Origin of the sequence: Sinisalibacter lacisalsi (genome assembly GCF_014640115.1) — a bacterium.
Taxonomy (GTDB): Bacteria; Pseudomonadota; Alphaproteobacteria; order Rhodobacterales; family Rhodobacteraceae; genus Sinisalibacter; species Sinisalibacter lacisalsi.
Genome location: NZ_BMGI01000001.1, coordinates 526,359 through 550,834, shown reverse-complemented (window position 1 = coordinate 550,834; position 24,476 = coordinate 526,359). Strand labels below are relative to the sequence as shown.

Genomic DNA, 24,476 nt, shown 5'->3' with positions numbered 1-24,476 from the left:
GGCGCCGGGCCGCTTACGCACAGGCTGACGCAAGGCCCGCCTCAACTCAGCGCCCTGGCCATCGCCCGCTCGTGGCCGGTCCCATAGGCCGCGAGCATCGCGGCCAGCTCGTCACGGGCCGGCACCGGTATCAGCGCCTCACCCACCTCGATCGGTTTGCGGCTTTCGATCTTGAGCGGACGCCACTCGCCGCCGAACCGCGCTTCGATCCAGGAATGAAAGATCACGGGCATTGCGCCGAGCTGAGTCGCCAGCGTTGTGCGGGCGCGCAAGAGCGCGGTGCCGTGGCGGCGTTCCTTGTGGCAGTCGATGCGGGCCTCGAGCGCGCGCGCATCACCGGGGGCGACCACAACGTCGATCCGTTCGAGCTCGCCGACGTCGATTCCGTAGAGGGCCGCGGCCGCGGGCCCGATCACCCACCACGGGCTGCGACAGGGGCGCATCGTCTCGAACAGGGCCTCGAAAGAGCTGATCTCGCGTTCGCCGATCATTTGCGGCCCTCCAGCCGGTCAAGCAGCGCCTTGGCCGCCGCCTGCTCCGCCGCCCGTTTCGAGGTGGCGCGCGCGCTGGCGGCCTCGCCGCTGTCGAGCCGCGCCTCGATGGTGAACTCGGGCGCGTGATCCGGCCCTTCGCGGGCGATCTCGGCGTAGCGCGGCGGTTGCAGCCCGCGCGCCTGCGCCCATTCCTGCAGGCTGGTCTTGGCGTCGCGCGCATCGGCCTCAACTGTCTCGATCCGCTTGCCCCAGAGCCGCAGGATCACCTCGCGCGCCGCCTCGAAGCCGCCATCGAGATAGACCGCCGCGATCACCGCTTCCATCGCGTCGCCCAGAAGCGCCTGCTTGCGGCGCCCGCCCGACATCATCTCGGACCGCCCCAGCTTCAGCACCGCGCCAAGATCGGCCTCGCGGGCCACGTCGGCGCAGGTTTCCTTGCGCACCAGCGCGTTGAAGCGGGGGGCAAGCTGGCCCTCCGTCGCAGCGCGGTCGGCGGCCAGCATCGCCTCGGCCATCACCAGGCCGAGCACGCGATCGCCGAGGAACTCGAGCCGCTGGTTGTCGGGCCGCGTCTCGGAAGAAAACGAGCCATGGGTGAGCGCGCGAACCAGAAGCTCGGGCCGGTTGAACTCGTGCCCGATCCGGCCCGCGAAGGCCCTCAGTTCAGCGGAGAGCTTCATTCCACCTTCTTGAAGAAACGGTCGCTCCGCCACGTCCAGAAATAAACCAGGCGCTTGCCGGCGGAGGAGAACATCACCCGATCGACCCGGCCGAGCAAGTATTCGTAGGGCACCATTCCAACCCCGCCCGCGCGCTGGTCGACGCGGCTGTCGGTCGAGTTGTCGCGGTTGTCTCCCATGAAGAAGAAATGCTCTTCGGGCACGGTGTAGACATCGGTGTTGTCGGGGAAGCCCGGGTAATCCCGCACGTTGAGCACCGAGTGGGTGTGCCCGTTCGGCAGGGTTTCAACCGCCTTTTCCTTGCTGCAGATCGCGCCTTCGCCGACCGAACCGTTGGAGCACTTGGGTGCGGTGCCAAAGCTGCCCTGGCGTTCGAAGACCTCTTCGAAGGTGCCGTCAGGCTCCTGCGGCGCAACCTCGCCGTTGATGTAGAGCAGCCCCTCCTGCATCTGGATGCGGTCGCCCGGCAGGCCGATCACGCGCTTGACGTAGTCGGTGTTGAGCGTGGGGTGGCGGAACACCACGATATCGCCGCGCTCGGGCTCCGAGCCCATGACCCGGCCGGGCACCGGGCACATGGCGAAGGGGCAGGAATAGCGCGAATAGCCATAGGCCATCTTGTTGACGAAGACGAAATCGCCGATCAGCAGCGTATCTTTCATCGAGCCGGTGGGGATGAAGAAGGGCTGGAAGAACAGGGTGCGGAACACACCCGCGATCAGGAGGGCCCAGAAGATCGTTTTGACCGTCTCCAGGATGCCGTCTTTCTTCTCGGCCATGATGCGCTGCCTTTTTTGCTGGGTTTGAGGCGATATGAGGGGCTGCCCGGCGCGTGTCAAGCAATCGGGCGGGCTTCGATCAGCACGAAGGCCTGCGCCCAGGGGTGATCGTCGGTGAGGCTGACATGAACGGTGGCCGCGTGGCCGGGCGGCGTCATCTCGGCGAGGCGCTCGGCGGCCCAGCCGGTGAGGTGCATCTCGGGCTGGCCGCTGCCCAGGTTGGTGACCGCCATGTCTTTCCAGGCAATCCCCATCCGCAAGCCGGTGCCCAGCGCCTTGGAGCAGGCCTCCTTGGCGGCCCATCGCTTGGCGTAGGTGCCGGCCACATCGGCCCGGCGCTCGGCTTTGCTTTGCTCGATCTCGGTGAACACCCGTTTGCGGAAGCGGTCGCCATGGCGCTCCAGCACCCCGGCGATGCGCTCGATATTGGCGAGATCGGTGCCGATGCCGAGAATCATCGGCCCGTCTTCCGCTTGCGCTCGTTGTTGAACGCGAACGTCAGGCCGTAGCGGTTCGCGAGCAAGACAAGGAGGGCGAGCGTTATGCCCGAGAACACGAAGAACGCGGGGGAAAGGGCAATGAGGATCTCGCGCGGCCCGGGGAGGAATTGGGCCACGACGAGCACCGCCGCGTCGACCACCAGGGCGATCACGGTCATCGCCGCGGCGGCGCGCCAGGCGTCGGCAACAACGATCTTCTCGATCTCGCTGCGGGCGAGCCGCTGGCCCTCGATGATCGCGCCGACCAGCGGCGGCAACAACACGCTCAGACCGCTCGGTGGCGCCATCTCCAGTCGCATCGTCATGACCAGCCCGATCACCAGCAGCGCCGCGAGGGTCGCAAGATAGATCACCGTATATCTGCCAAGACGAACGATCACGCGCGCGCCTCGTCCATCAGCCGGCGCATCTCGGCGATCGAAGCTGCAAGCCCCGTGAAGATCGCCTCGCCGATCAGGAAATGCCCGATATTGAGCTCCATCACATCGGGGAACGCGGCGACGGGTTTGACCGTGTCGTAGGTCAACCCGTGGCCGGCATGAACCTCGAGCCCGAGCGCATGGGCCCGGCGCACACCCTCGGCGAGTTGCGCAAGCTCGGCGTCCCGCCGCTCGGCCTCGCCGGCGTAATGGAAATCGCAATAGGCGCCGGTGTGCAGTTCCACCACAGCCGCACCAACCCGCGCCGCGGCCTCGATCTGCTCGGCCTCGTGGCCGATGAACAACGAAACCCGGATTCCCGCCTCGGCGAGCGGCCCGATGAAATCGGCAAGGCGGGCTTCCTGCCCCGCCACGTCGAGACCGCCTTCGGTGGTCACCTCCTGACGGTTCTCGGGCACGATGCAGACGGCATGCGGCAGGTGGCGCAGGGCGATCGCCTGCATCTCGGCGGTCGCGGCGATCTCGAGGTTGAGCGGCAGCGTGAGCGCCGCCATCAGCGCCTCGATATCGCGATCGGAAATATGCCGGCGGTCTTCGCGCAGGTGCGCGGTGATGCCGTCGGCGCCGGCGTCCTCAGCCAGTTTCGCGGCGCGCACCGGGTCGGGATAGGCCGAGCCGCGGGCGTTGCGCACCGTGGCCACGTGATCGATGTTGACGCCGAGTCTGAGTTTGCCAAGCGGTTGCATGATGGCGATTCCTTCGTGAATTCCGCGCGAGCCTATCGCGGCTCGTCGTCGGCGTCAGCCCTTGCCACGCTTTCGGCGAGGCGTTTGTCGTAGCGTTTGCGCAGCCGCTTGATGCGGGCCTTCTGGTAGGCGGTGATCAGCGGCGTGGTCAGGAAGTAGGCCACCAGCGCCGCCGCCAGCCCGGGCAGGAGGCCGCCGACAAGGTAGGGCAGCATCACCGCGTCCCAGAACCCGGCGATCCGCGTCCAGTCGGCCTCGGCCGGGGTGAAAACCGCGAGCAGGTTCCGCCAGAGATCTCCGGTGGCGTGCCCGAAGGCCTCGACCACCCGCGGCAGGTGAATCGGCACGGGATAGCCCAGGATCCGCGACCCGAGGCGGAGCGACAGTTCGGCGATCAGCGGGAAGGTGAGCGGATTGCCCACGAAGGTGGCGAGGAGCGCGGCGAGAATGTTGCCGCGGATCACCCATGCGATCAGTGTTGCCGTCAGAAAATGCAGTCCGAACAGGGGTGTGAAGCACACGAACACCCCGGCCGCCACGCCCCGTGCGATCCTGTGCGCGGGGTCGGGCAGGCGCCGGATGCGGTGAATCACGTAACGCGCCGCGCGATACCATCCGCCGCGCGGATAGAAGAACTCCAGCACAGACCTGGCGTAGGAGCGCGGGTTGCGTTTGAACACCGGACCTCCTCCGGGCGGTTAGGTTACGGTGCGCGGGACAGATCCCGGTGGCGCCGGATCTCGGCAACGTCGCTGTCGGCTTCGAGCACGAGCATGACGGCATGCAGATGCTCGATATCGCGCAGATCCACGTCGATGACGAGCCGGAAATAGTCGGGCTTGCGGTCCACGAACCTCAGATCCGAGATATTGGCCTTCTGCTCACCGATCAACGAGCAAATCCGCCCCAGCACGCCGGCATCGTTGGCGATCGTCACCTCGAGGCTCACGGTATGCACGGCGGCGTGCTTGCCCGAATGCCATTGCACATCGACCCAGCGATCCGAGTCTTCCGCCACCGCTTCCAGCGCGCCGCAGTCGATCGTGTGCACCACCACGCCGCGGCCGCGGTAGGAAATGCCCACGATGCGCTCGCCCGGCACAGGCTGGCAGCACTGCGCGAGCTGAAAGCTCTGGCCCGGATCAAGGCCGACCACGGCGCGCTTGCCGTCAATCTCGCCGCCTTCCCTCGCCTCCGGGTAGAGCACCGCCACCACGTCGCGCGCGGCAAGCTCGGCGGAGCCGAGCTGGGCGAGCAACTCGCTGGTCGAGCCGAGCCCGATCTGCTTGGCCGCGGTTTCGAGCGCCTTGTCGGTGGCCCGACGGCCCACGTGTTCGAAGGCGACGCGGGCAAGCTCGCGCCCGAGCTTGATGAACCGCTCGCGATCCTCCTCGCGCAGCCGGCGCCTGATCGCACTCTTGGCCCGGCCCGTGACCACGATGTCGAGCCAGGTCGCCTGCGGGCTCTGGCCCTCGGCGGTGATGATCTCGACGGACTGGCCGTTCTTGATCCGGGTCCACAGCGGCACGCGGATACCGTCGACCTTGGCGCCGACGCAGCTGTCGCCGATCCGGGTGTGGATGGCATAGGCGAAATCGAGCGGCGTGGCGCCGCGCGGCAGTTTCACCACCTCGCCCTTCGGCGTGAAGCAGAAAACCTGGTCGGTATACATCTCGAGCTTCACGTGCTCGAGGAAGTCGTCGTAGTCATCGGCGCTTTCGAAACGCTCGGTCAGCGCCGCGAGCCACTTGGCCGGATCGACGGCAAAGGGGTTCTCGGCGCGCACACCGTCGCGGTAGGACCAATGCGCCGCCACGCCGGCCTCCGCGACCTCGTGCATCTCGCGGGTGCGGATCTGCACCTCGACCCGCTTGCCGTCACGCCCCGAAACGGTGGTGTGAATCGAGCGGTAGCCGTTCGACTTGGGCTGGCTTATGTAATCCTTGAACCGCCCCGGCACCGCGCGCCAACGCTGGTGGATCACCCCGAGCACACGGTAACAATCCATCTCCGAATGGGTGATGACGCGAAAACCGTAGGTGTCGGACAGCCGGGAAAACGGCTGGTCCTTCTGCTGCATCTTGCGCCAGATCGAATAGGGCTTCTTGGCGCGGCCGAATACGTCGGCCTCGATGCTGGCGCGATCGAGTTCCAGCCGGATATCGGCGGTGATCTTGTTGATCACGTCGCCCGATTCCTTCTGAAGCCGGATGAAACGGCGAATGATCGACGCCCGCCCCTCGGGGTTGAGCACGTGAAAGGCGAGGTCTTCGAGTTCCTCGCGCATCCATTGCATGCCCATGCGGCCTGCGAGCGGCGCGTAGATATCCATCGTCTCGCGGCTTTTCTGCACCTGCTTGTCGGGGCGCATATGCTTGATCGTGCGCATGTTGTGCAGGCGGTCGGCGAGCTTGACGAGGATCACCCGCAGATCCTTCGACATCGCCATGAACAGCTTGCGGAAGTTCTCCGCCTGCTTCGTCTCGGACGAATTGAGCTGCAGGTTGGTGAGCTTGGTGACGCCGTCGACAAGCTCGGCCACATCGCGCCCGAATCGTTTTTCGATTTCGGGGTAGGTCGATTTCGTGTCTTCGATCGTGTCGTGCAGAAGCGCGGTGATGATGGTCGAATCATCAAGCCGCTGTTCGGCGAGAATGTGCGCAACCGCCACGGGATGGGTGAAATACGGCTCGCCCGAGTGGCGCGTCTGCCCATCGTGCATTTTCATCCCGTAGAAGAACGCCTCGCGCAGCTTCTCGGAATTCGACTTCGGGTTATAGGCGCGGATCCGGGCGACCAGTTCCTCGGGATCGAGTTCTGCGAAAGTGGTCGCGGCCTCTGCGGGCAAGGTCTTCCGTCCCTAGCCCTGGCCCTGAGCTTCCATCAACGCGCGCAGGAGGTTTTCCTCGGTCATGTCGTCCTCGGCGGGCTTGTCGGCCGCCTCGGCGCCCATGAGCAAGGCCATCTGGTCATCCTCGGGCTCGTCAACCTCGATCTGGGTCTGGTTGCTCTCGATCATCCGCTCAGTCAGCTCGTCGGCGGTCTGGGTCTCTTCGGCGATCTCGCGCAGGGCCACGACGGGGTTCTTGTCGTTGTCGCGGTCAACAGTGATCGGCGCACCAGCAGTGATTTCGCGCGCACGATGGGCGGCGAGCATCACCAGATCGAACCGGTTCGGAACCTTGTCAACGCAATCTTCAACCGTGACGCGGGCCATGTGGGACTCCAGTATAGCGGGTTTCGAGCGGCCTACCTAAGGCGCTTGCGCCCGTTTGACAAGGGAAATCGGGGTTTCGCGGCAATTGGCAGCAGCCTTGCGGCGGATGCCGGCCCCTAGGCCGATCCGGGCCATGGACGCGCCCGGCGAAGGGCTGTAGCGTCGCCGCGCAACCAGCGAAAGGACAAAAGATGAGCGGTTTCGAAGCACGCCTTGCAGAACTGGGGATTACCCTGCCCGACGCCCCGGCTCCGGCAGCCAACTACGTGCCATGGGTCAAGTCCGGCAACCTCGTTTTCATCTCGGGCCAGATCCCGATGCGCGATGGCGGCTTCATCACCGGCAAGCTCGGCGCCGATATGAGCGTGGAAGACGGTGCGGCGGCGGCGAAACTCTGCGCGATCTCGCTTCTGGCGCAGGTAAAAGCGGCCTGCGATGGCGATCTCGACCGGCTGCGCCGCGTCGTCAAGCTCACCGCCTTCGTCAATTCCACCGTCGATTTCGGCGATCAGCCCAAGGTGGTGAACGGCGCTTCGGATTTCCTCGTCGAGGTTCTGGGCGAGGCCGGGCGGCACAGCCGGTCGGCGGTGTCGGCGGCGAGCCTGCCGTTTGGCGTCGCGGTCGAGATCGAGGGAATCTTCGAGGTCGCCTGATCATGACAGCCCTGCCCGAGGCCTTCCTGCGCCTGCCCATCGCCCACCGCGCCCTGCATGATGCGGGCGCGGGCCGGCCCGAAAACTCGCGCGCCGCCGTGGGCGCCGCCGTCGACGCCGGCTACGGCATCGAGATCGACGTACAGCCCTCCGCCGACGGGGTGGCGATGGTGTTTCACGACGATACGCTCGACCGGCTCACCGCCGAAACCGGGCCGATTCGCGCCCGCACCGCCGCCGACCTTGGCGGAATCGCGCTCCTGGGCGGTGACGAGGGCATTCCAACGCTCGCCGAGGTGCTCGCGCTCGTCGCCGGCCGGGTCCCGCTTCTCGTCGAAATCAAGGATCAGGACGGCGCGTTCGGCCCGAAGGTGGGGGCGCTGGAAGCGGCGGTCGCGAGCGATCTGGCCGGATATGACGGCCCCGTCGCAGTGATGAGTTTCAACCCGCATTCCATGGCCGCGATGGCCGAGGCCGCACCGAAAGTGCCACGCGGCCTGACCACGATGAGCTGGGAGATCGAAGAGGCCCGAGCGATCCCCGAACAGCGCCGCGCCCAGCTCGCCGCGATCGCCGATTTCGACCGCGTGGGCGCGAGTTTCATCAGCCACCACTGGCGCGATCTCACCGCTCCACCCGTCTCGGAACTGAAGGCGCGCGGCGTGCCGCTGCTGTGCTGGACGATCCGCTCGGCGGAACAGGAAACACAAGCGCGTGAACTGGCCGACAACATCACTTTCGAGGGCTACCGCGCCCCCCGGCCCGCTTGACGCTCCCGCGCCCGCCCGTTCCTATCGCGCCATGAGCGACGCGACGATCGAAATCCGGATTCACGAAAGCCTCGCCGGCATTCCCGCCGCCGAATGGGATGCCTGCGCCTGCCCCGAGGGCAGCGCCCGCCCGCGCGATCCTTTCACCACCCACCGGTTCCTGAGCGCGCTCGAAGCCTCGGGCAGTGTCGGCCCCGGCACCGGCTGGGCGCCGCGCCACGTCACCGCGCACGCAGGCGACGAGATGATCGCCTGCGCGCCGCTCTACGCCAAGAGCCACAGCCAGGGCGAATACGTCTTCGATCATTCCTGGGCCCATGCCTGGGAGCGCGCGGGCGGGCGCTACTACCCCAAGCTGCAGATCGCCGTGCCCTTCACCCCGGCGACCGGGCGGCGCTTCCTGGTGAAACCCGGCCACGAGGCACGCGGCATGGCCGCGCTGGTGCAGGGCGCGGTGAAACTGGCCGCCGACAACGGCGTGTCGTCGCTGCATGCCACGTTCTGCACCGAGGCGGAGGCGCGCGCAGGCGAGGCGATGGGGCTGATCCGCCGCCTTGGCACGCAGTACCATTGGGAAAACGCGGGCTACGCCGATTTCGAGGCTTTCCTTGCCTCACTGTCGTCGCGCAAACGCAAGGCGATCCGGCGCGAACGGCGCGACGCGCAGAGCTTCGGCGGTGAGATCGTGAACCTCACAGGCGACGATCTGCGCCCCGAGCACTGGGATGCCTTCTGGCGCTTCTACCAGGACACCGGCGCGCGCAAATGGGGCACGCCCTACCTCACCCGCGCCTTCTTCGACATCGTGCAGGAGACCATGCGCGACGACGTGCTGCTCAGCCTTGCCCTGCGCGAGAGCCGCCCGGTCGCCGGCGCGCTCAATTTCATCGGCAGCGAGGCGCTGTTCGGCCGCTACTGGGGCCAGTCCGAGCACCACCCCTTCCTGCATTTCGAATTGTGCTACTATCAGGCCATCGACTTCGCCATCGCCCGGGGGCTCGCCAAGGTCGAGGCCGGGGCGCAGGGCGACCACAAGCTCGCGCGCGGTTATCTTCCGGTGTCCACCCATTCGCTGCACTGGGTCGCGGATCCGGGCTTTCGCGAGGCGGTGGAGGAATTCGTCGCCCGCGAGGCCGAGGCGGTGGACGAGGATATCGAGATCCTCACCTCGATGGGCCCGTTCCGGCGCGGCCCCGATTGACGCGCGCCCGCCCCGCACCCACATTCAGGGTAGCCCACAGGAGGACCGCATGAGTTATACCATCAACCGAAAATTCGACGACGCCACGTTCGACGAGATCGACAAGCGCACCCGCGAGGCTCTCGCCGCGAAAGGCTTCGGTGTGCTGACCGAGATCGACGTGAAAGCGACGATGAAGAAGAAGATCGACAAGGACATGGACGACTACCGCATCCTTGGCGCCTGCAACCCCAAGATGGCCTGGGAGGCGATCGGGCTGGAACCAAGGGTCGGCTCGATGCTGCCCTGCAACGTCATCCTGCGCAGCGTCGACGGTGGCGTGGAGGTTTCGGCGGTTGACCCGCTGGCCTCGATGGCCGGCATCGACAACGCCGAGCTGAAAAGCGTCGCGGGCCGGGTGCGCGAGATGATGGAAGAGGTCGTCGCCTCGATCTGACGTGCACAAGAGGTTTGCCCTCTTCATCCTGGCAAAAATACCTCGGGGGGTCCGGGGGGCAGAGCCCCCCGGCCTTGACGCGATCAGAGGGCTGCGAGCATCGCCTCGCCGCCCGAGATCTCGCAGGTGCCCGGCCCTTCCTCGATGTGAAGATGGGTGACCACGCCATCATCGGCCGCGAGCGCATAGCGCCTGGACCGGGCGATGAGCCCGGCGGGCGCAGCATCGAAGCGCATGCCCAGCGCCTCGGTGAAGGCGCATTCGGCATCCGCCAGCATGGTGATGCCGGCTTCGTTCGCCCCCGTGGCCTCGCCCCAGGCGCCCATCACGAAGGGGTCGTTCACCGAAACGCAGATCACCTCGTCCACGCCCTTCGCGGCGAGCCCGTCCCTGACCCGGATGAAGCTCGGCACATGGGCGGAATGGCACGTGGGCGTATAGGCCCCGGGCACGGCGAAAATGACGACCTTGCGCCCTTTCACCACCTCAGCCAGCGCCACCGGTTCGGGCCCGGCCTCGCCCATCCGCGTTACCGTCACCTCCGGCAGGCGGTTGCCCACAGCAATCGTCATGTTTTCGTCTCCTGTTCAGATTTGCATGTCTCTTACGCGTCGCTATAGGTTGCCGGACCAAAGACGCTCGAAAGGATTTTCGACATGAGCCATATCGTCGTCGTCGGGGCCGGACAGGCCGCCGCCTCGCTTGTCGCCAAGCTGCGGGGGCTGGGATTCGATGGGCAGGTCACCGTGGTCGGCGAGGAAGCCGCGCCGCCCTATCAGCGCCCTCCGCTTTCGAAGGCCTATCTCCTCGGCGAGATGGCGCTCGACCGGCTCTACCTGCGCCCCGAAAGCTATTATGCCGAGCAGGATATCGCCCTGCGGCTCGGCTGCCGGGTCGACCGCATCGACACCGAAGCCAAGTGCCTGCACCTCGATGGCGAGACGCTGGCCTACGACATGCTCGCGCTCACCACCGGCGCGGTGCCCAACCGGCTGCCCAACGCCATCGGCGGCGATCTTGACGGGGTCTATACCGTGCGCAGCCTTGCGGATGCCGACGCCATGGCGCACGAGTTTCGCCCCGGTGCGCGCGTGCTGATCGTGGGTGGTGGCTATATCGGGCTGGAGGCCGCGGCGGTGGCGGCGAAGAAGGGTCTTTCGGTGACGCTGGTGGAAATGGCCCCGCGCATTCTCCAGCGCGTCGCAGCCCCGGAAACGTCCGACTATTTCCGGGCCCTGCACGAGAATCACGGGGTGGATATCCGCGAGGGCTGCGGGCTGGAACGGCTCACCGGGGGCCCGCGCGTGACCGGGGCGACGCTCACCGACGGCACCGAGCTCGAGGTCGACTTCGTGATCGTCGGCGTCGGCGTGCGGCCCGACACGGCGCTTGCCGAACTCGCCGGGCTTGCCGTCGACAACGGGATCGCGGTGGACCCGGAGGGGCGCACCTCCGATCCCGCGATCTGGGCTGCGGGCGATTGTGCGTCCTTTCCCCATGGCGCGGGCCGCCTGCGGCTTGAAAGCGTGGGCAACGCGATAGACATGGGCGAGCTCGTGGCGGCCAACATGATGGGGGCTGGCACGGCTTACCTGCCGAAGCCATGGTTCTGGTCGGACCAGTATGATGTGAAGCTCCAGATCGCCGGGCTCGGCACCGGCTACGACGAGATCCTGACGCGCCGCAACGGCGATGGCGTGAGCTTCTGGTATTTCGCCGGCGACCGCCTGCTCGCCATCGACGCGATGAACGATCCGCGCGCCTACATGGTCGGCAAACGGCTGATCGAGGCCGGGCGCAGCCCCGAAAAGGCGGCGCTGGCCGATCCGGAGACGGACCTCAAGGCCCTGTTGCAGGCGTGAGGATCATCGCGGGGCGATTTCGGGGCCGGGCGCTGGCCTCCGTCGGCAAGGGCGACAAGGCGGGGCATTTGCGCCCCACCAGCGACCGGGTGCGCGAAAGCCTGTTCTCGATGCTCGCGGGCGGGCGCTTCGGCGATCCGCTGACCGATGCTCGGGTGCTCGATCTCTTTGCCGGCACCGGCGCGCTCGGGCTCGAGGCTCTCTCGCGCGGGGCCGGCGCTGCCTGTTTCGTCGACGAGGGCCGCGTGGCGACCCGGCTGATCCGCGAGAACGTGGCGAAATGCGGGGTCGAGCGCGATACCGCCCTGATCCAGCGCGACGCCACCCGCCTCGGCAGCAACCCCGAAGCGGCCTATTCGCTGGTGTTCTGCGATCCGCCTTACGGCAAGGCGATGGGCGAGGCGGCGCTCGCGGCGGCGCTCGCGGGCGGCTGGATCGCCCCCGGGGCACTGGTGATCTGGGAGGAGAGCGCCGCCGTGAACCCGCCCGAGGGGCTCGCACTCCTTGACGAACGCCGCTATGGCGACACGACAATCCGAATTCTGGAGGCAACATGACACCCAAAGCGGTGCTGTTCGACTGCGACGGCGTGCTCGTCGACAGCGAGCCGAACGGGCTCGAGATCCTGCAACGCGATCTCGCGGGCCATGGTTTCGAGATCACGATGGACGAGATCCACGCCGGCTGGGTCGGGATGACGATCCGGGGCGTGGCCGACAAGGCGCGCGGGCTTGGCGCGGCGCTACCGCCCGACTGGGTCGACCGGCATTACGAGCTTCTCTATGCGCGGCTGACCGAGGGAACCCCGCTCATTCCCGGCATCGAGGCTGTGCTCGACCGGCTGGACGCCGCCGGCATCTCCTATGCCGTGGGCTCGAACGGCACCCTGCGCAAAATGGAAATCACCTTGTCGCAACACCCCGGCGTCTGGTCTCGCCTAAAGGGGCATCTGCACTCCGGACAGGACCTGGCCCGCCCGAAACCCGACCCGGCGCTCTATTTGCAGGCCGCCGCCGGGCTCGGCGTAGCACCAGGCGATTGCGTGGTGGTCGAAGACAGCGCCCCCGGTTGCCGCGCAGGCGTGGCAGCGGGGATGCGCACGCTGGGGTTTGCCTCTGCGGGCACCGGCGCGAGGCTGGAGGCAGAGGGCGCGGAGGTTTTCCGCAGCATGGCCGAATTGCCCGCGCGGCTGGGGCTCTGACATGACAAGGCCGGCCACGACGGGCCGGCCTTGCTGAGCTTGCGCATGGCCTCACTGCGCGCGGGTCGCCTCGACGGCGGCACGGGCATCGGCGACGAGGCCGGCGCCGTCATACCCCTTGGCATCCATCTGCGCGATCCACTCGGCGATCACCTCGTCGCCCAGCGCGCGGATCTCGGCGGTGGCTTCCTCGCTCAATTCGGCCGCCTCGTGCCCGGCCGCGCGCAGCACTTCCCGGCCCTCGGCATCGCCGGTGTCATGCGCCCGCCCGGCCCAGGCCGAGGCCTCCAGGCCGGCATTGGCGTCGATCACCGCCTTGAGATCGTCCGGCAGGCGCGCGTAGCTGTCCTTGTTCATCGCCCAGATGAAGTAGAGGTTGTAGAGCGACATGTCGCCCGCCACGTCGGTGTGACTGTCGGTCAGTTCGTCGAGCTTGAGCGACGGAGCCTGTTCGTAGGTGATCACGCCGCCATCGACCACGCCAAGCGCGAGGCTTTCGGGAAACTGCGGCACCGGCATCCCGATCGGGGTCGCGCCGAGCTTTTCGAGCAGAAGCGTCACCGGGCGCGAAGGCCCGCGCAGCTTGAGCCCCTCGAAATCCTCAACCTTCGAGATCGCCGGACCTTTCTTGTAGACGAGGCCGCGCCCGTGCATGTGGATCGCGAGCACCTTCACATCGGCGAAATCGTCCATCAGGTGCGCTTGCGAGAATTCCCACGCGGCGCGGCTGGCTTCCTCGGCGCTCTTGGTCACCATGAACGGCAGCTCCAGCGCCTCGGTTTCGGGGAAACGCCCCGGCTCATAGCCCGGGATCACCCAGCCGCCATCAACGATACCCTCGGCGATCTGGTCATACATTTCCGACGCGGCGCCGCCCAGTTGCATGAATGGATAGAGCTCGACCTTGATGCGCCCGTTCGACTCCGCTTCGATCTTGCGTGCCCAGGGCTCCATGAAGTGCGTCGGGTTCGCCGAGGCCGGCGAAACGAAATGCTGAAAGCGCAGAGTGACTTCCTGCGCGTACACACCACTGGCCCCAAGGCCGAAGATCGCGGCCAGAGCCGCCGATTTCACAAGGGTCTTCATCAAGTCCCCTCCTTTGTTATTGCCCGCCAACTCGCGGTGCGGAGACGTGAAACTAGGGGGATGCGCGCCGCGATACAAGCGCGGGGGCCACCTGATGCGGATATGCCGCAGAACGAGTGGCCAAGATATTGAATTATTATATGGTTTTTAGCGCTAACGGGGAGGATTTGCCCGTTGCCGGCGCGGTCGGCCGGATCAGTCCCAGGTGGGGTAGAACTTGCCGGCCGGGCTCAGCGTGAAAATCTCCACGCCCGTCGCCGTCACCCCGATCGAGTGCTCGAACTGCGCCGAGAGCGACCTGTCGCGGGTCACGGCCGTCCAGTCGTCGGCGAGCACCTTGGTTTCGGGCCGCCCGAGGTTCACCATCGGTTCGATGGTGAAGAACATGCCCTCTTCCAGCACCGGTCCGGTGCCGGGGCGGCCGTAGTGCAGCACGTTGGGCGGCGCGTGGAACACCAGCCCCAGGCCGTGGCCGCAGAAATCGCGCACCACGCTCATGCGGTTGGCCTCGACATAGCTCTGAATGGCATGGCCGATGTCGCCGAAGGTATTGCCCGGCTTCACCGCCTCGATGCCGCGCATCAGGGCCTCGTGGGTCACCTCGATCAGCCGCTCGGCCTTGCGCGGCAGTTTGCCGGCGACATACATCCGCGAGGTATCGCCGAACCAGCCGTCAACGATCACGGTCACGTCGATATTCAGAATGTCGCCGTCCTTGAGCCGCTTGTCGGACGGAATGCCGTGGCAGACGACATGGTTGATCGAGATGCAGGTGGCGTGCTGGTAGCCCTTGTAGCCGATCGTGGCCGAGGTGGCGCCGGCTTCGTTCACCATCTCCTCCACCAGCCTGTCGATATCGGCGGTGGCGGCGCCCGGCTGCACATGCGGGGCTATCCGGTCGAGGATCTCGGCGGCCAGCCGCCCAGCCTTGCGCATGCCCTCGAAATCCGCGTCTTCGTAGATACGGATACCGTCCTTGGTGATGCGACCGCGCGTGTCCACTTGGCTCTCCTTCGTCGTTGCGAACCCTAGATAAGGCAGAACGCGGTTAAGGGCCAGTGCAGGCCGCGCGCGGCATCACACCACAGGAAGATTGAAGGGCAGTTGCGGCCCCAGCGTCACCCCGCGCGGCGAAATGTTGCAAGAATGCGCGATCACCTCGACGCCCGCGCCATAGGCGGTGAGGAAGGCGCTGGTGTAGCGCGGGTCGATGTCTTCGGCGAGGCGCACCTCGCTCGCATCGGTCCGCTGCACGAGGAAGAACACCGCCGCGCGGTGGCCTTGCTTGGCCATCAGAGCCAGTTCCAGCATGTGCCGGGCGCCACGCTCGGTTTTCGCATCGGGAAACTCGGCCACCCCGGGGCGGCGGCATAGCGTCACCGATTTGACCTCGACATAGGCGTCGGGCTTGCCCTCGGCGGAGAGCAGAAAGTCGATCCGGCTTTTCTCGCCGTATTTTACCTCGGCGCGCACGGCGGTGTAATCGGCCAGCGCGGGCACTTCGCGTGCTTCCAGCGCGGCCCTGAGCATCCGGTTGGGCACGGCGGTATCGACCCCGGTGAAATGCCCGTCGATGTGCTCGACAAGCCGCCAGCCGTAATCGAGCTTCTTTTTCGGGTCGTCGTTGGGTTCCAGCCAGACCCGTGTGCCGGGGCTCGCGAGCCCAATCATCGAGCCGGGATTGGCGCAATGCGCGGTCACCTCGCGGCCGTCGTCGAGGCGGCAATCGGCGAGGAAGCGCTTGTAGCGGCGCAGGAGCGTGGCGGGGATGAGAGGGACCGGGAATTGCATCCGGGCTAAATGGGGCCACGGCGGAAGATTGTCCACTCCCGCCGCGCGGTTTAGGTCGGCAAAGGCCGCACGGCGGCCACATCTTCCGCAGGCAGCGCGTCGCGCATCTCGGCGATGCTGAGGCCGGTCAGGGGATGGCGCCAGTCGGGCGCGATCTCAGCGGCGGGCACCAGAACGAAGGCGCGATCCTGAAGCCGCGGGTGCGGCAGGATCAGCCCGGCGGGGGCCTCGCGCTTCTGCGACTCGGGCGGCAGGTCGATCCAGTGCACCAGGGTTTCGCGATCGGGCAGCACCAGATCCTCCATCGCGATCAGATCGAGATCGAGCGTCCGGCTCGACCAGCGCATGCCGCGGTCACGATCGAAGGCCGCCTCGATCTCGTGCAGTCGCGCGAGCAGCGCTTGCGGCCCGAGCGCGCTTTCGAGCAGGACGACGGCGTTCACCACATCATCCCCGCCGCCCGCGGGAACGAAGGGGGTGAGGTAGAAACCGCTCGCCTGAACCACCCGGCAAGCTCCACCGTCAAGGGCTTCAAGCGCCTTCCGGAGCGTCTCGCGCGGCGGCCCATGACGCGACGTTGCGTTACTTCCGAGAGCCACAAGCGCTTTTCCGCCCGAGATTGATCTTTTGTCAGGTTGCGTCACTGCCACAGATGCCTATTTTCTGCCCACTTCTGCCGGATTGGCGATTTTCGCCTTACCACTCACGAACACGCCCGGCGATCCAAATTCGGAAGGATCCATCATGTTTTACAGAGACGAACGTCTCGCACTGTTTATCGACGGATCGAATCTCTACGCCGCCGCGCGCGCGCTCGGGTTCGATATCGATTACAAGCTCCTGCGACAGGAGTTCATGCGCCGGGGCAGGCTCCTGCGCGCGTTCTACTATACCGCCCTGCTGGAAAACGACGAGTATTCGCCGATCCGGCCGCTCGTTGACTGGCTGCATTACAATGGGTTCACCATGGTAACGAAGCCCGCCAAGGAATTCACCGACTCGATGGGCCGGCGCAAGGTCAAGGGCAACATGGATATCGAACTGGCTGTCGATGCCATGGAGATCGCCGCACATGTCGACCATATCGTGCTGTTCTCGGGCGATGGAGATTTCCGGTCGCTTGTAGAGGCGCTCCAACGCAAGGGCGTGCGGGTATCGGTGGTTTCGACCATCCGAAGCCAGTCGCCGATGATCGCCGACGATCTGCGCCGTCAGGCCGACAACTTCATCGAGCTCGACGAGTTGCGCGACGTGATCGGCCGTCCGCCACGTGAGCCTCGCAACGAAGACACCGAGCCCGCCGAAGACATCGAGGCCTGATCGCGAGGTGCGCACCGAAAGCCCCGGCCCGCTTGCGGCCGGGGCTTTTTCGCGCGCGCTCGTGATTGGCCGGGCCTAGACCTCGCGGCCGCGAGCGACTACCCATGGGGCGAACAGGAGAGACGCCATGGCAAAGACGCCCCTCACCCTTTATCTCGCCGCGCCGCGTGGCTTCTGCGCCGGGGTCGACCGGGCTATCAAGATCGTCGAGATGGCGATCGAGAAATGGGGCGCGCCGATCTACGTGCGCCACGAGATCGTGCACAACAAGTTCGTCGTCGACAGCCTGCGCGAGAAGGGGGCGGTGTTCGTCGAGGAACTCGACGAGTGCCCGATCGACCGGCCGGTGATCTTCTCCGCCCATGGTGTGCCCAAGGCGGTGCCGGCCGAGGCCGAGCAGCGCAAGATGATCTACGTCGACGCCACCTGCCCTCTGGTGTCGAAGGTTCACATCGAAGCCGAGCGCCATCACCGGAACGGGCTTCAGATGGTGATGATCGGCCACGCCGGGCACCCCGAGACGATCGGCACCATGGGCCAGTTGCCCGAGGGCGAGGTTCTGCTGGTCGAAACGGCTGCCGACGTCGAAAGGCTTGCGCCGCGCGATCCCGAGCGGCTCGCCTTCATCACCCAGACCACGCTGTCGGTGGATGACACCAAGGATATCGTCGCGGCGCTGCAGGCGCGGTTTCCCGCCATCGTCGGGCCGCACAAGGAAGACATCTGCTATGCCACAACCAACCGCCAGGAGGCGGTGAAGGCGATCGCGCCGAAGGTGGAGGCACTGCTGGTCATCGGCGCGCCGAACTCGTCTAACTCGCGGCGCCTGGTCGAGGTCGCGCGCTCCGAGGGCTGCCACTACGCCCAGCTCGTGGGTCGCGCCGACGAGATCGACTGGCGCGCGCTCGAGGGCGCCGCGAGCGTCGGCGTTACCGCCGGGGCCTCGGCACCGGAGCTTCTGGTGGACGAGGTGGTCGCCGCCTTCCGCGACCGCTACGAGGTAACGATGAAAACCGTCGAGACCACGCGCGAAAACGTCGAGTTCAAGGTGCCCCGCGTGTTGCGCGAAACCGCATGAGCGCCATCCCCCGCACACCGCTTCTGCTCGGTCTCGCCGGGCTCCTGCCCTTCCTCTGGGGGGCGGCTACTGTGCTTTGGCCCGATCTTGGCGCGCCCGTGGCCCGCCGCATCGGGATCGCCTTCGTCGGCGTGCCCGTGCTCGCGGGCTATGGCAAGATCATCCTCGCCTTCATGTCGGGGGTGATCTGGGGCTTCGCCGCCCGTGCCGACGATCGGCGCGCGCAACTCGGTTACGCCCTCTCGGTGATCCCGGCGCTCTGGGCATTCTTCCTCGTCGTCGGCACCACGCCGGCGGCGCTGATCTACCTGATCGCGGGCTTCGTTGGCCTGCTCGCCATCGACGCGCTGTTCTGGCGCCACGGCCTCGCGCCTGGCTGGTGGATGCGTCTGCGCCTGTTGCTGAGCGCCGTGGTCGTCGCCTGCCTGGCGGTTGGTGTGCTCGCATGACCGGCGCGGATCCGGAGACCATCACGGCCTACGAAACGCGCAGCCGCGACTATGCCGCGCGCACCGGGCGCCGGGCCGAGCCGGGCCTGGCCGAATTCGTCGCCGGGCTGCCCCGTGGCGGGCACGTGCTCGATCTCGGCTGCGGCCCCGGCGACAGCGCCCACCGATTTCTGAAAGCCGGCTTCACCGTCGATGCGATCGACGCCAGCCCGGCAATGGTCAGCCGCGCGCGCGAGCTGGGCGTGCCCGCCCGCTGCGCGACCTTCGACGAGATCGAGGGGCAGGACCTCTACGATGGTATCTGGGCGAGCTATTCGCTCCTGCACGCGCCCCGCGCCGACATGCCGGGCACGCTCGCGCGCCTGCACCACGCGCTCAAGCCGGGCGGGCTGTTTCACATCGGCATGAAAACGGGCACTGGCGAGGCACGCGACAGCCTTGGCCGGCTCTACGTCTACTACAGCGAGCCGGAGTTGATCGGACTGCTCCAAGCCGCCGGTTTCAGCCCGACGATCCGCGAAACCCGCACCGATACCGGCCTCGACGGCACCGAATACCAGGGCATCTGGATGCACGCCAATGGTTGAGATCGTGGCCCATACCGACGGCGCCTGCTCGGGCAACCCCGGCCCCGGCGGCTGGGGCGTTCTGCTCGAAGCGAAGCAGGGCGAACAGATCGTCAAGACGCGGGAACTCAAGGGCGGCGAGGCGGTCACCACCAACAACCGCATGGAACTGATGGCCGCGATCATGGCGCTCGAGGCGCTGGCGCGGGGTTCGGCGATCACGATCGTGACCGACTCGGCCTACGTCAAGAACGGCGTCACCAGCTGGATTCACGGCTGGAAACGAAACGGCTGGAAAACCTCCAACAAGAAACCGGTCAAGAACGTCGATCTTTGGCAACGGCTCGACGAGGCGCAGGCCCGCCACGAAGTGCACTGGAAGTGGATCAAGGGCCACGCCGGCCACGACGAAAACGAGCGCGCCGACGCGCTTGCGCGCGAGGGCATGGCGCCGTTCAAATAGGCGCGCGCGTCAGGCGGTGAGGCTTGTGCGAAACATCACGTAGAGCACGATACCAACCCCGATCACCGCGCCGATGATCGCGGCGGCGAGCGAAGAAATCGAGAGCAGCCACGGGATCACCGCGCCACCGAGGAGCGCGCCACCCATACAGACCGCGATGTTGCGCGCCTGTCCGGTCCGGAAGGTGACGGCGTAGTTGACGAAGCAGCCGAGGGCAAAGCCGATGGCGAGCGAGACGACGATGATGGCCATGTGATCCCCCGATCTTGAGCCTGCGCCGGGGCAATGATGCGCCAATAACGAAAAATCGCAAAGCGCATTTCGCGCGGCCGGGGATCACTTGAAATAGGTTTGCCAGATCCAGATCAGCAGGACAGCCCCGAGCACGGCGCCGACGAAGCCCGCCGCCAGCCCGGTCAGCACCAGCAGGAAGCGCAGGACCAGCCCGCCGATGATCGCGCCGAGGATGCCCACCGCGAGCGTGGTCGGCAAGTCGGCCTCGATCTTCATCAGCCGGGTGGCGATGAAACCCGCAGCCGCGCCGATGATGATGAGAAGCACGAATTGCATGGAGGCAATATGGGGGCGTCGGCCCGGCTTTGAAAGCGGTCAGTTGATGCGCGCGACCACGAAATCGGCGATGTCCGACAGCATGTCGCGGATCGGGTCTTCGGGCAGCCCCACCAGCGCGGCCTTGGCCCGAGCCGACCAGTCGAGCGCGGTGATGCGGGTCTCTTCAAGCGTGTCGTGCCGCTCCATGAGCGCCAGCGCCGCGTCGAGATCGCCCGCCTCCTGACGGCCCTTGCCGATGGTGCGCTCCCAGAAGGCGCGCTCATCGGCATCCGCCTTGGCGATGGCGCGGATCAGCGGCAGGGTGAGCTTGCGGTCGCGGAAATCGTCGCCCTTGTTCTTGCCGGTGCCATCGCCCCAGAAGTCGAGCAGATCGTCGGCGATCTGGAAGGCGATGCCCATCGCGTCGCCGTAATTGCCAAGCGCGCGCAGAGCCGCCGCGTCGGCCCCGGCCACCACGCCGCCCACCTCGCAGGCGGCGGCGAACAGCGCCGCTGTCTTGCCGCGCACGACCTTGATGTAGATCTCTTCGTCGGTGGCGATATCGGTGGCCGCGGTCAGTTGCAGAACCTCGCCTTCCGAAATCGTCGCCGAGGCATCCGCGAGGATGCGCAACGCCCGCATTTCGCCGGTGTCGGTCATCAGCTGGAACGAGCGCGCGAACAGGTAATCGCCGACCAGCACCGACGACTTGTTGTCCCACAACAGGTTCGCCGTCGGCCGCCCGCGGCGCTTTTGAGAACCATCGACCACGTCGTCGTGCAGGAGCGTGGCGGTGTGGATGAACTCCACGGCCGCGGCGAGGTGCAGGTGATTGGCGCCCTCGTAGCCCATCAGCCGCGCGGCGGCGAGGGTCAGCATCGGGCGCAGCCGCTTGCCGCCGGCCTCGATCAGATGCGCGGTCACTTGCGGTATCCGCGGCGCATGGTCGGAGCTCATCCGTTCGCGAATCAGGGCATCGACCCCCGCAAGATCCTCGCGGAGGTGGTCTGCAAGCCGCTCGAGCGGTTGGCGCGCTATCTCATCCCGCATCGTCACCGTTCCGTGTTCCCATCGTCCGATCCGGCCTCTCGACATTCCCGGTGCCTTACCGGTAAGGCTCTGAGGATGAAAGAGCTTCTACGCACCACGGACCCGACGATCATTGCCTTCGCCACGGCGCTTCTGGACGGCGAAGGTATAACGACCTTTGCCATCGACGTCCATATGAGCACGCTGGAGGGATCAATAGGAATTTTACCGCGTCGGCTTATGGTCCACCCCGACGACGCGATCCGTGCCGAGCGGGTGTTGCGCGACAACGGGATCGAGTGCACGGAGGAATAGGTATGGGGTTTGCCCGCGCGGATCTGACGGAAGACAAGTTTCTTGGCGGGCAATTGGCGTTGATACAGCCGCGCAAGGGCTACCGCGCGGGGGTCGACCCTGTGTTTCTCGCGGCCTCGATCGCCGCGCACCCCGGCGAAAGCGTGCTCGATCTGGGGTGTGGCGTGGGTGCGGCCGCGCTCTGTCTTGGCGCGCGCGTTCAAGGGCTTAGGCTCGTAGGCGTCGAACGCCAGCCCGATTACGCTGATCTTGCCCGGATGAACGCCTTCGATAACGATATCGACATGGAGGTTTTCACCGGCGACCTCACCGCGCTTCCGTCCGAGGTGAAGGAGGAGAGCTTCGACCACGTGATCATGAACCCGCCCTATCACCTGCGCCAGCGCTCCACCACCTCGGCCGACCCGGGCCGCGAAGCCGCGCTGTTCGAAGACACGCCGCTCGCCCTGTGGATCGACGCTGCGACGAAACGTCTCAAGCCACGCGGCTACCTGACCATCATCCAGAAGGCCGAGCGCCTGCCGGAAATCCTGCGCGGGATGGACGACAGGCTCGGCTCGATGCTGGTGAAGCCGCTTGCCCCGCGCGAGGGCCGCGCGGCGGTGCTGGTGCTGGTGCAGGCGCGCAAGGGCGGGCGCGGCGCCTTCCGGCTGGCGAGCCCGCTCATCCTGCACGACGGCACCGAACACGTGGGAGACACCGAAAGCTATCGCCGCGAGGTCTCGGCCATCCTGCGCGAAGGCGCGCATCTGCCGCTGTGGTAACACCGCGCCCCGGTCGGCAAGGGAACGAGCATCGGTATGCCTTTTGCAACGTTTTGATGACACGACTCGGTTTCTGTGGTGCACTGAACTTGCGGTAACAACAGGTAGAAAAAGGAGCACGCCATGAGCGTTGACGCGCATCTCAACGAACTTCGCAAAAAGCACGAAACCCTGTCCGCGAAGGTGGAGCAGATGCAGCAAAGCCCGTCGAGCAACGATCTCGACATTGTCGCGATGAAGAAGGAAAAACTGCGCCTGAAAGAGGAGATCGAACGCCTCGCCCAGGGCTGAGGCGTCTTTGACCGGCGGGCGCATGCCAAGTGCGAGCGCTCGCCACCTGCAAAAGGCCATTGACGGATCGTCCCGGCCGTGGCCGGTCGCGGATCAGGTGGAGGCCGTGTCGGGCCGAGCCAGGGTTCGGCCTGAATGGGCAGCGAGCGCCGCGCCCCCGGTGATCAGCACCGCCGCCACCAGGATCGCCGGGCTCGGCTCGGCCATGCCAGCGAGAACCAGCGCAAGGGTAGAGAGCAGCGGAGCGGCATAGGAGGCCGTGCCGAGGAGTTGGATATCCCCGCGCTTCACCCCGATATCCCAAGTGTAGAACGCCAGCCCGACAGGGCCGAGGCCAAGGCCGAGAACCGCCGCCCAGCCAAGCGCGCGCTCGGGCCAGACCGTGTTCTCGAATGCAAGATGCGCCCCCGTTGATAGCCCGGCCGTCAACACGCAGAACACCGCGACCGCGGCGGTTGGCGTGGAGCCGAGCCGGCGCGACAGCACCGAGTATCCCGACCATGTGAGCGCGCAGAGCGCGGCGAAACCGAAGCCCGCGAGCGTGCCCCCGACGCCGCCCGTGATCCCGCCCGCAAGGATCAGCGCCGCCCCGGCAAAGGCGACGAGTGCCCCGATCACATGCCCCGGGCGCAGCCGCTCACCGGGCAGAAGCCCCGAGAACAGAACGATCAGCAGCGGCCAGAGATAGGCGATCAGCCCCGCTTCGGCGGGCGGCGCGAGGCGCAGGGCGGTGAAATAGAAGGCGTGGTAGCCGAACAGCCCCGCCGTGCCGAAGGCATAGACCCGCCACGGCACCCCGCGCAACTGGCCCATCCCACCGCGCAACGCGATCCAGACCAGGCCGACCGCGCCGCCCACCGCGAAGGTCATCGCGTTGAGCAGAAAGGGCGGCACCGGCGCTGTGGCGACGGTGAACAGCGCGAGCAGCGCCCAGAGCAGCACGGCGGTGAAGCCGACGAGGGTGGCGGCGGAGCGGGACATGGCACTATTTGGCATGAAAAAACCGGCCCCGAAAGGCCGGTTGTCATGCGCTGGCGCAGGGCCTCAGGCCAGGTATTGCCCGCCGTTCACCGTCATCGTCGAGCCGGTCACGAAGCCGGCGTCGTCGGCCGCGAGGAACACCACCGCGCGGGCGATCTCCTCCGGCTCGCCGAGCCGCCCCACCGGGATCGTGGAGATGATCGAGTCACGCACCTTTTCCGGCACCGCCATCACCATCTCGGTGGCGATGTAGCCGGGGCAGATCGCGTTGACGGTGATCCCGTAGCGCGCACCTTCCTGGGCCAGCGCCTTGGTGAAGCCGATGTCGCCCGCCTTGGCCGCCGAGTAGTTGACCTGGCCAAACTGGCCCTTCTGGCCATTGATCGACGAGATGTTGATGATCCGGCCGAACTTGCGCTCACGCATCCCCGGCCAGAGCGGGTGGGTCATGTTGAACACGCCGGAAAGGTTGGTGTCCATCACCTCCTGCCACTGCTCGCGGGTCATCTTGTGGAACGGCGCGTCGCGGGTGATGCCGGCGTTGTTGACCAGCACGTCGATCGGGCCGAGATCGGCCTCGACCCTGGCAATCCCTTCGGCGCAGGCATCGTAATCGGCAACCGACCATTTGTAGGTGGCGATGCCGGTTTCCTCGGTGAATTTCGCCGCTGCCTCGTCGTTGCCGCCATAGGTCGCGGCCACGTTGTGGCCGGCTTCCTTGAGCGCCTTCGAGATCGCCGCGCCGATGCCGCGGGTGCCGCCGGTAACCAGTGCAACTCTCGCCATGAAGTCCTCCCTGTCGCGATTCTGGTGTGTAACTCTATTGCCGCAACCCGTAGAACATACGCAATTTTATTGCGCAATACTTTTTC

General features: G+C 66.5%; 34 protein-coding genes. 15 read left to right on the top strand and 19 right to left on the bottom strand.

What is annotated here, in order from left to right:
• Positions 1–41: 41 nt before the first annotated feature.
• From IEW01_RS02720 to rpoZ, 9 genes are read right to left on the bottom strand one after another with little or no spacing between them, the layout of a single operon-like run.
• Positions 42–491, bottom strand: coding sequence for a hypothetical protein (locus tag IEW01_RS02720; protein WP_188526059.1), 450 nt, complete (start codon positions 489–491; stop codon positions 42–44).
• Entirely contained in the window at positions 488–1,174 is a 687-nt protein-coding gene (gene rnc, locus IEW01_RS02715; protein WP_188526058.1) for a ribonuclease III, read from the bottom strand. The genes IEW01_RS02720 and rnc overlap by 4 nt, the downstream gene beginning before the upstream one ends.
• Positions 1,171–1,953, bottom strand: coding sequence for a signal peptidase I (gene lepB / locus IEW01_RS02710; protein WP_188526057.1), 783 nt, complete (start codon positions 1,951–1,953; stop codon positions 1,171–1,173). The genes rnc and lepB overlap by 4 nt, the downstream gene beginning before the upstream one ends.
• Before the next feature lie 56 nt (positions 1,954–2,009).
• On the bottom strand, positions 2,010–2,411 hold the full coding sequence (gene acpS / locus IEW01_RS02705; RefSeq protein WP_188526056.1) for a holo-ACP synthase: 402 nt from the start codon (positions 2,409–2,411) through the stop codon (positions 2,010–2,012).
• Positions 2,408–2,833 (bottom strand): ABZJ_00895 family protein, encoded by a 426-nt coding sequence (locus IEW01_RS02700; protein ID WP_188526055.1) that lies wholly within the window; start codon positions 2,831–2,833, stop codon positions 2,408–2,410. Before IEW01_RS02700 ends, acpS begins: the two co-directional genes overlap by 4 nt.
• Positions 2,830–3,579 (bottom strand): pyridoxine 5'-phosphate synthase, encoded by a 750-nt coding sequence (locus IEW01_RS02695; RefSeq protein ID WP_188526054.1) that lies wholly within the window; start codon positions 3,577–3,579, stop codon positions 2,830–2,832. The genes IEW01_RS02700 and IEW01_RS02695 overlap by 4 nt, the downstream gene beginning before the upstream one ends.
• Positions 3,580–3,611: 32 nt before the next feature.
• Positions 3,612–4,259: a DUF2062 domain-containing protein gene (locus IEW01_RS02690; RefSeq protein WP_188526053.1), complete on the bottom strand. Its 648-nt coding sequence runs from the start codon at positions 4,257–4,259 to the stop codon at positions 3,612–3,614.
• 23 nt (positions 4,260–4,282) lie between these two features.
• Positions 4,283–6,427 (bottom strand): RelA/SpoT family protein, encoded by a 2,145-nt coding sequence (locus IEW01_RS02685; RefSeq protein ID WP_188526052.1) that lies wholly within the window; start codon positions 6,425–6,427, stop codon positions 4,283–4,285.
• Positions 6,428–6,439: 12 nt separating this feature from the next.
• On the bottom strand, positions 6,440–6,796 hold the full coding sequence (rpoZ, locus tag IEW01_RS02680; RefSeq protein WP_188526051.1) for a DNA-directed RNA polymerase subunit omega: 357 nt from the start codon (positions 6,794–6,796) through the stop codon (positions 6,440–6,442).
• A 191-nt stretch (positions 6,797–6,987) separates the two neighbouring features.
• On the opposite strand from rpoZ, the gene IEW01_RS02675 reads away from it, so the two are divergent.
• The 4 genes from IEW01_RS02675 to IEW01_RS02660 are packed head-to-tail and all read left to right on the top strand — an operon-like array spanning position 6,988 to position 9,856.
• Positions 6,988–7,449 (top strand): RidA family protein, encoded by a 462-nt coding sequence (locus tag IEW01_RS02675; protein WP_188526050.1) that lies wholly within the window; start codon positions 6,988–6,990, stop codon positions 7,447–7,449.
• Entirely contained in the window at positions 7,449–8,219 is a 771-nt protein-coding gene (locus tag IEW01_RS02670; RefSeq protein WP_229738101.1) for a glycerophosphodiester phosphodiesterase family protein, read from the top strand. Before IEW01_RS02675 ends, IEW01_RS02670 begins: the two co-directional genes overlap by 1 nt.
• A gap of 31 nt (positions 8,220–8,250) precedes the next feature.
• Positions 8,251–9,420, top strand: coding sequence for a GNAT family N-acetyltransferase (locus tag IEW01_RS02665; RefSeq protein WP_188526048.1), 1,170 nt, complete (start codon positions 8,251–8,253; stop codon positions 9,418–9,420).
• A gap of 49 nt (positions 9,421–9,469) precedes the next feature.
• Positions 9,470–9,856 (top strand): DUF302 domain-containing protein, encoded by a 387-nt coding sequence (locus tag IEW01_RS02660; protein ID WP_188526047.1) that lies wholly within the window; start codon positions 9,470–9,472, stop codon positions 9,854–9,856.
• Between the two features lie 83 nt (positions 9,857–9,939).
• On the opposite strand, the gene IEW01_RS02655 is transcribed toward IEW01_RS02660, so the two are convergent.
• Complete coding sequence (locus IEW01_RS02655) at positions 9,940–10,428, bottom strand: peroxiredoxin (RefSeq protein WP_188526046.1); 489 nt, start codon at positions 10,426–10,428, stop codon at positions 9,940–9,942.
• A gap of 84 nt (positions 10,429–10,512) precedes the next feature.
• On the opposite strand from IEW01_RS02655, the gene IEW01_RS02650 reads away from it, so the two are divergent.
• From IEW01_RS02650 to IEW01_RS02640, 3 genes are read left to right on the top strand one after another with little or no spacing between them, the layout of a single operon-like run.
• The gene (locus IEW01_RS02650) at positions 10,513–11,718 is read left to right on the top strand and encodes an NAD(P)/FAD-dependent oxidoreductase (RefSeq protein ID WP_188526045.1); all 1,206 of its coding nucleotides are present in this window, start codon (positions 10,513–10,515) and stop codon (positions 11,716–11,718) included.
• Positions 11,715–12,275, top strand: coding sequence for a 16S rRNA (guanine(966)-N(2))-methyltransferase RsmD (gene rsmD / locus IEW01_RS02645; protein ID WP_188526044.1), 561 nt, complete (start codon positions 11,715–11,717; stop codon positions 12,273–12,275). Before IEW01_RS02650 ends, rsmD begins: the two co-directional genes overlap by 4 nt.
• A complete protein-coding gene (locus tag IEW01_RS02640; protein ID WP_188526043.1) occupies positions 12,272–12,919 on the top strand; it encodes an HAD family hydrolase in 648 nt (215 codons plus the stop codon). The genes rsmD and IEW01_RS02640 overlap by 4 nt, the downstream gene beginning before the upstream one ends.
• 51 nt (positions 12,920–12,970) lie before the next feature.
• Here the strand turns inward: IEW01_RS02640 and IEW01_RS02635 are convergent, their stop codons facing one another.
• The 4 genes from IEW01_RS02635 to folK all read right to left on the bottom strand — a co-directional run bounded on the left by IEW01_RS02635 (position 12,971) and on the right by folK (position 16,395).
• Entirely contained in the window at positions 12,971–14,005 is a 1,035-nt protein-coding gene (locus IEW01_RS02635; protein WP_188526042.1) for a TRAP transporter substrate-binding protein, read from the bottom strand.
• A 195-nt stretch (positions 14,006–14,200) separates the two neighbouring features.
• On the bottom strand, positions 14,201–15,007 hold the full coding sequence (gene map, locus IEW01_RS02630) for a type I methionyl aminopeptidase (protein WP_188526041.1): 807 nt from the start codon (positions 15,005–15,007) through the stop codon (positions 14,201–14,203).
• Between the two features lie 75 nt (positions 15,008–15,082).
• Positions 15,083–15,796 carry a DNA/RNA nuclease SfsA gene (gene sfsA, locus IEW01_RS02625; protein ID WP_188526040.1) on the bottom strand — a complete coding sequence of 238 codons (714 nt, stop codon included), beginning with the start codon at positions 15,794–15,796 and terminating at the stop codon, positions 15,083–15,085.
• A gap of 50 nt (positions 15,797–15,846) precedes the next feature.
• Entirely contained in the window at positions 15,847–16,395 is a 549-nt protein-coding gene (gene folK, locus IEW01_RS02620) for a 2-amino-4-hydroxy-6-hydroxymethyldihydropteridine diphosphokinase (RefSeq protein WP_308418939.1), read from the bottom strand.
• A 145-nt stretch (positions 16,396–16,540) separates the two neighbouring features.
• Between folK and IEW01_RS02615 the strand changes: the two genes are divergently transcribed.
• The 5 genes from IEW01_RS02615 to rnhA all read left to right on the top strand — a co-directional run bounded on the left by IEW01_RS02615 (position 16,541) and on the right by rnhA (position 19,672).
• Complete coding sequence (locus tag IEW01_RS02615) at positions 16,541–17,116, top strand: LabA-like NYN domain-containing protein (protein ID WP_188526039.1); 576 nt, start codon at positions 16,541–16,543, stop codon at positions 17,114–17,116.
• 127 nt (positions 17,117–17,243) lie between these two features.
• On the top strand, positions 17,244–18,194 hold the full coding sequence (gene ispH / locus IEW01_RS02610; protein WP_188526038.1) for a 4-hydroxy-3-methylbut-2-enyl diphosphate reductase: 951 nt from the start codon (positions 17,244–17,246) through the stop codon (positions 18,192–18,194).
• Positions 18,191–18,643, top strand: a complete 453-nt coding sequence (locus IEW01_RS02605) for a DUF3429 domain-containing protein (protein WP_188526037.1) — start codon at positions 18,191–18,193, stop codon at positions 18,641–18,643. Before ispH ends, IEW01_RS02605 begins: the two co-directional genes overlap by 4 nt.
• Positions 18,640–19,230 carry a class I SAM-dependent DNA methyltransferase gene (locus IEW01_RS02600; protein WP_188526036.1) on the top strand — a complete coding sequence of 197 codons (591 nt, stop codon included), beginning with the start codon at positions 18,640–18,642 and terminating at the stop codon, positions 19,228–19,230. The genes IEW01_RS02605 and IEW01_RS02600 overlap by 4 nt, the downstream gene beginning before the upstream one ends.
• Positions 19,223–19,672, top strand: a complete 450-nt coding sequence (gene rnhA, locus IEW01_RS02595) for a ribonuclease HI (protein ID WP_188526035.1) — start codon at positions 19,223–19,225, stop codon at positions 19,670–19,672. The genes IEW01_RS02600 and rnhA overlap by 8 nt, the downstream gene beginning before the upstream one ends.
• Positions 19,673–19,681: 9 nt before the next feature.
• Here rnhA and IEW01_RS02590 read toward each other — a convergent pair whose 3' ends face one another.
• The 3 genes from IEW01_RS02590 to IEW01_RS02580 all read right to left on the bottom strand — a co-directional run bounded on the left by IEW01_RS02590 (position 19,682) and on the right by IEW01_RS02580 (position 21,274).
• Positions 19,682–19,924 (bottom strand): hypothetical protein, encoded by a 243-nt coding sequence (locus IEW01_RS02590; RefSeq protein WP_188526034.1) that lies wholly within the window; start codon positions 19,922–19,924, stop codon positions 19,682–19,684.
• Between the two features lie 84 nt (positions 19,925–20,008).
• A complete protein-coding gene (locus tag IEW01_RS02585) occupies positions 20,009–20,242 on the bottom strand; it encodes a GlsB/YeaQ/YmgE family stress response membrane protein (protein WP_188526033.1) in 234 nt (77 codons plus the stop codon).
• A 39-nt stretch (positions 20,243–20,281) separates the two neighbouring features.
• Positions 20,282–21,274 carry a polyprenyl synthetase family protein gene (locus tag IEW01_RS02580; RefSeq protein ID WP_188526032.1) on the bottom strand — a complete coding sequence of 331 codons (993 nt, stop codon included), beginning with the start codon at positions 21,272–21,274 and terminating at the stop codon, positions 20,282–20,284.
• Positions 21,275–21,349: 75 nt separating this feature from the next.
• Between IEW01_RS02580 and IEW01_RS02575 the strand changes: the two genes are divergently transcribed.
• From IEW01_RS02575 to IEW01_RS02565, 3 genes are all read left to right on the top strand, one after another.
• Positions 21,350–21,568 carry a putative signal transducing protein gene (locus IEW01_RS02575; protein WP_188526031.1) on the top strand — a complete coding sequence of 73 codons (219 nt, stop codon included), beginning with the start codon at positions 21,350–21,352 and terminating at the stop codon, positions 21,566–21,568.
• Between the two features lie 2 nt (positions 21,569–21,570).
• Positions 21,571–22,332, top strand: a complete 762-nt coding sequence (locus IEW01_RS02570) for a tRNA1(Val) (adenine(37)-N6)-methyltransferase (protein ID WP_188526030.1) — start codon at positions 21,571–21,573, stop codon at positions 22,330–22,332.
• 123 nt (positions 22,333–22,455) lie between these two features.
• Positions 22,456–22,623 carry a YdcH family protein gene (locus tag IEW01_RS02565; RefSeq protein ID WP_188526029.1) on the top strand — a complete coding sequence of 56 codons (168 nt, stop codon included), beginning with the start codon at positions 22,456–22,458 and terminating at the stop codon, positions 22,621–22,623.
• A 93-nt stretch (positions 22,624–22,716) separates the two neighbouring features.
• On the opposite strand, the gene yddG is transcribed toward IEW01_RS02565, so the two are convergent.
• Positions 22,717–23,604, bottom strand: coding sequence for an aromatic amino acid exporter YddG (gene yddG / locus IEW01_RS02560; RefSeq protein ID WP_188526028.1), 888 nt, complete (start codon positions 23,602–23,604; stop codon positions 22,717–22,719).
• A gap of 63 nt (positions 23,605–23,667) precedes the next feature.
• On the bottom strand, positions 23,668–24,390 hold the full coding sequence (locus IEW01_RS02555; protein WP_188526027.1) for a beta-ketoacyl-ACP reductase: 723 nt from the start codon (positions 24,388–24,390) through the stop codon (positions 23,668–23,670).
• Between the last annotated feature and the right edge of the window lie 86 nt (positions 24,391–24,476).

Bases quoted from the DNA above. Each gene is read 5' to 3' on its own strand.
- IEW01_RS02580 (WP_188526032.1), bottom strand. From the start codon at position 21,274: ATGCGGGATGAGATAGCGCGCCAACCGCTCGAGCGGCTTGCAGACCAC.
- IEW01_RS02565 (WP_188526029.1), top strand. From the start codon at position 22,456: ATGAGCGTTGACGCGCATCTCAACGAACTTCGCAAAAAGCACGAAACC.
- IEW01_RS02675 (WP_188526050.1), top strand. From the start codon at position 6,988: ATGAGCGGTTTCGAAGCACGCCTTGCAGAACTGGGGATTACCCTGCCC.
- IEW01_RS02650 (WP_188526045.1), top strand. From the start codon at position 10,513: ATGAGCCATATCGTCGTCGTCGGGGCCGGACAGGCCGCCGCCTCGCTT.
- acpS (WP_188526056.1), bottom strand. From the start codon at position 2,411: ATGATTCTCGGCATCGGCACCGATCTCGCCAATATCGAGCGCATCGCC.
- IEW01_RS02605 (WP_188526037.1), top strand. From the start codon at position 18,191: ATGAGCGCCATCCCCCGCACACCGCTTCTGCTCGGTCTCGCCGGGCTC.
- IEW01_RS02660 (WP_188526047.1), top strand. From the start codon at position 9,470: ATGAGTTATACCATCAACCGAAAATTCGACGACGCCACGTTCGACGAG.
- IEW01_RS02655 (WP_188526046.1), bottom strand. From the start codon at position 10,428: ATGACGATTGCTGTGGGCAACCGCCTGCCGGAGGTGACGGTAACGCGG.
- IEW01_RS02555 (WP_188526027.1), bottom strand. From the start codon at position 24,390: ATGGCGAGAGTTGCACTGGTTACCGGCGGCACCCGCGGCATCGGCGCG.
- IEW01_RS02720 (WP_188526059.1), bottom strand. From the start codon at position 491: ATGATCGGCGAACGCGAGATCAGCTCTTTCGAGGCCCTGTTCGAGACG.
- yddG (WP_188526028.1), bottom strand. From the start codon at position 23,604: ATGTCCCGCTCCGCCGCCACCCTCGTCGGCTTCACCGCCGTGCTGCTC.
- lepB (WP_188526057.1), bottom strand. From the start codon at position 1,953: ATGGCCGAGAAGAAAGACGGCATCCTGGAGACGGTCAAAACGATCTTC.
- IEW01_RS02570 (WP_188526030.1), top strand. From the start codon at position 21,571: ATGGGGTTTGCCCGCGCGGATCTGACGGAAGACAAGTTTCTTGGCGGG.
- rnhA (WP_188526035.1), top strand. From the start codon at position 19,223: ATGGTTGAGATCGTGGCCCATACCGACGGCGCCTGCTCGGGCAACCCC.
- rpoZ (WP_188526051.1), bottom strand. From the start codon at position 6,796: ATGGCCCGCGTCACGGTTGAAGATTGCGTTGACAAGGTTCCGAACCGG.
- ispH (WP_188526038.1), top strand. From the start codon at position 17,244: ATGGCAAAGACGCCCCTCACCCTTTATCTCGCCGCGCCGCGTGGCTTC.
- IEW01_RS02600 (WP_188526036.1), top strand. From the start codon at position 18,640: ATGACCGGCGCGGATCCGGAGACCATCACGGCCTACGAAACGCGCAGC.
- IEW01_RS02575 (WP_188526031.1), top strand. From the start codon at position 21,350: ATGAAAGAGCTTCTACGCACCACGGACCCGACGATCATTGCCTTCGCC.
- IEW01_RS02640 (WP_188526043.1), top strand. From the start codon at position 12,272: ATGACACCCAAAGCGGTGCTGTTCGACTGCGACGGCGTGCTCGTCGAC.
- IEW01_RS02665 (WP_188526048.1), top strand. From the start codon at position 8,251: ATGAGCGACGCGACGATCGAAATCCGGATTCACGAAAGCCTCGCCGGC.
- IEW01_RS02585 (WP_188526033.1), bottom strand. From the start codon at position 20,242: ATGCAATTCGTGCTTCTCATCATCATCGGCGCGGCTGCGGGTTTCATC.
- sfsA (WP_188526040.1), bottom strand. From the start codon at position 15,796: ATGCAATTCCCGGTCCCTCTCATCCCCGCCACGCTCCTGCGCCGCTAC.
- rnc (WP_188526058.1), bottom strand. From the start codon at position 1,174: ATGAAGCTCTCCGCTGAACTGAGGGCCTTCGCGGGCCGGATCGGGCAC.
- IEW01_RS02695 (WP_188526054.1), bottom strand. From the start codon at position 3,579: ATGCAACCGCTTGGCAAACTCAGACTCGGCGTCAACATCGATCACGTG.
- IEW01_RS02590 (WP_188526034.1), bottom strand. From the start codon at position 19,924: ATGGCCATCATCGTCGTCTCGCTCGCCATCGGCTTTGCCCTCGGCTGC.
- IEW01_RS02635 (WP_188526042.1), bottom strand. From the start codon at position 14,005: ATGAAGACCCTTGTGAAATCGGCGGCTCTGGCCGCGATCTTCGGCCTT.
- IEW01_RS02615 (WP_188526039.1), top strand. From the start codon at position 16,541: ATGTTTTACAGAGACGAACGTCTCGCACTGTTTATCGACGGATCGAAT.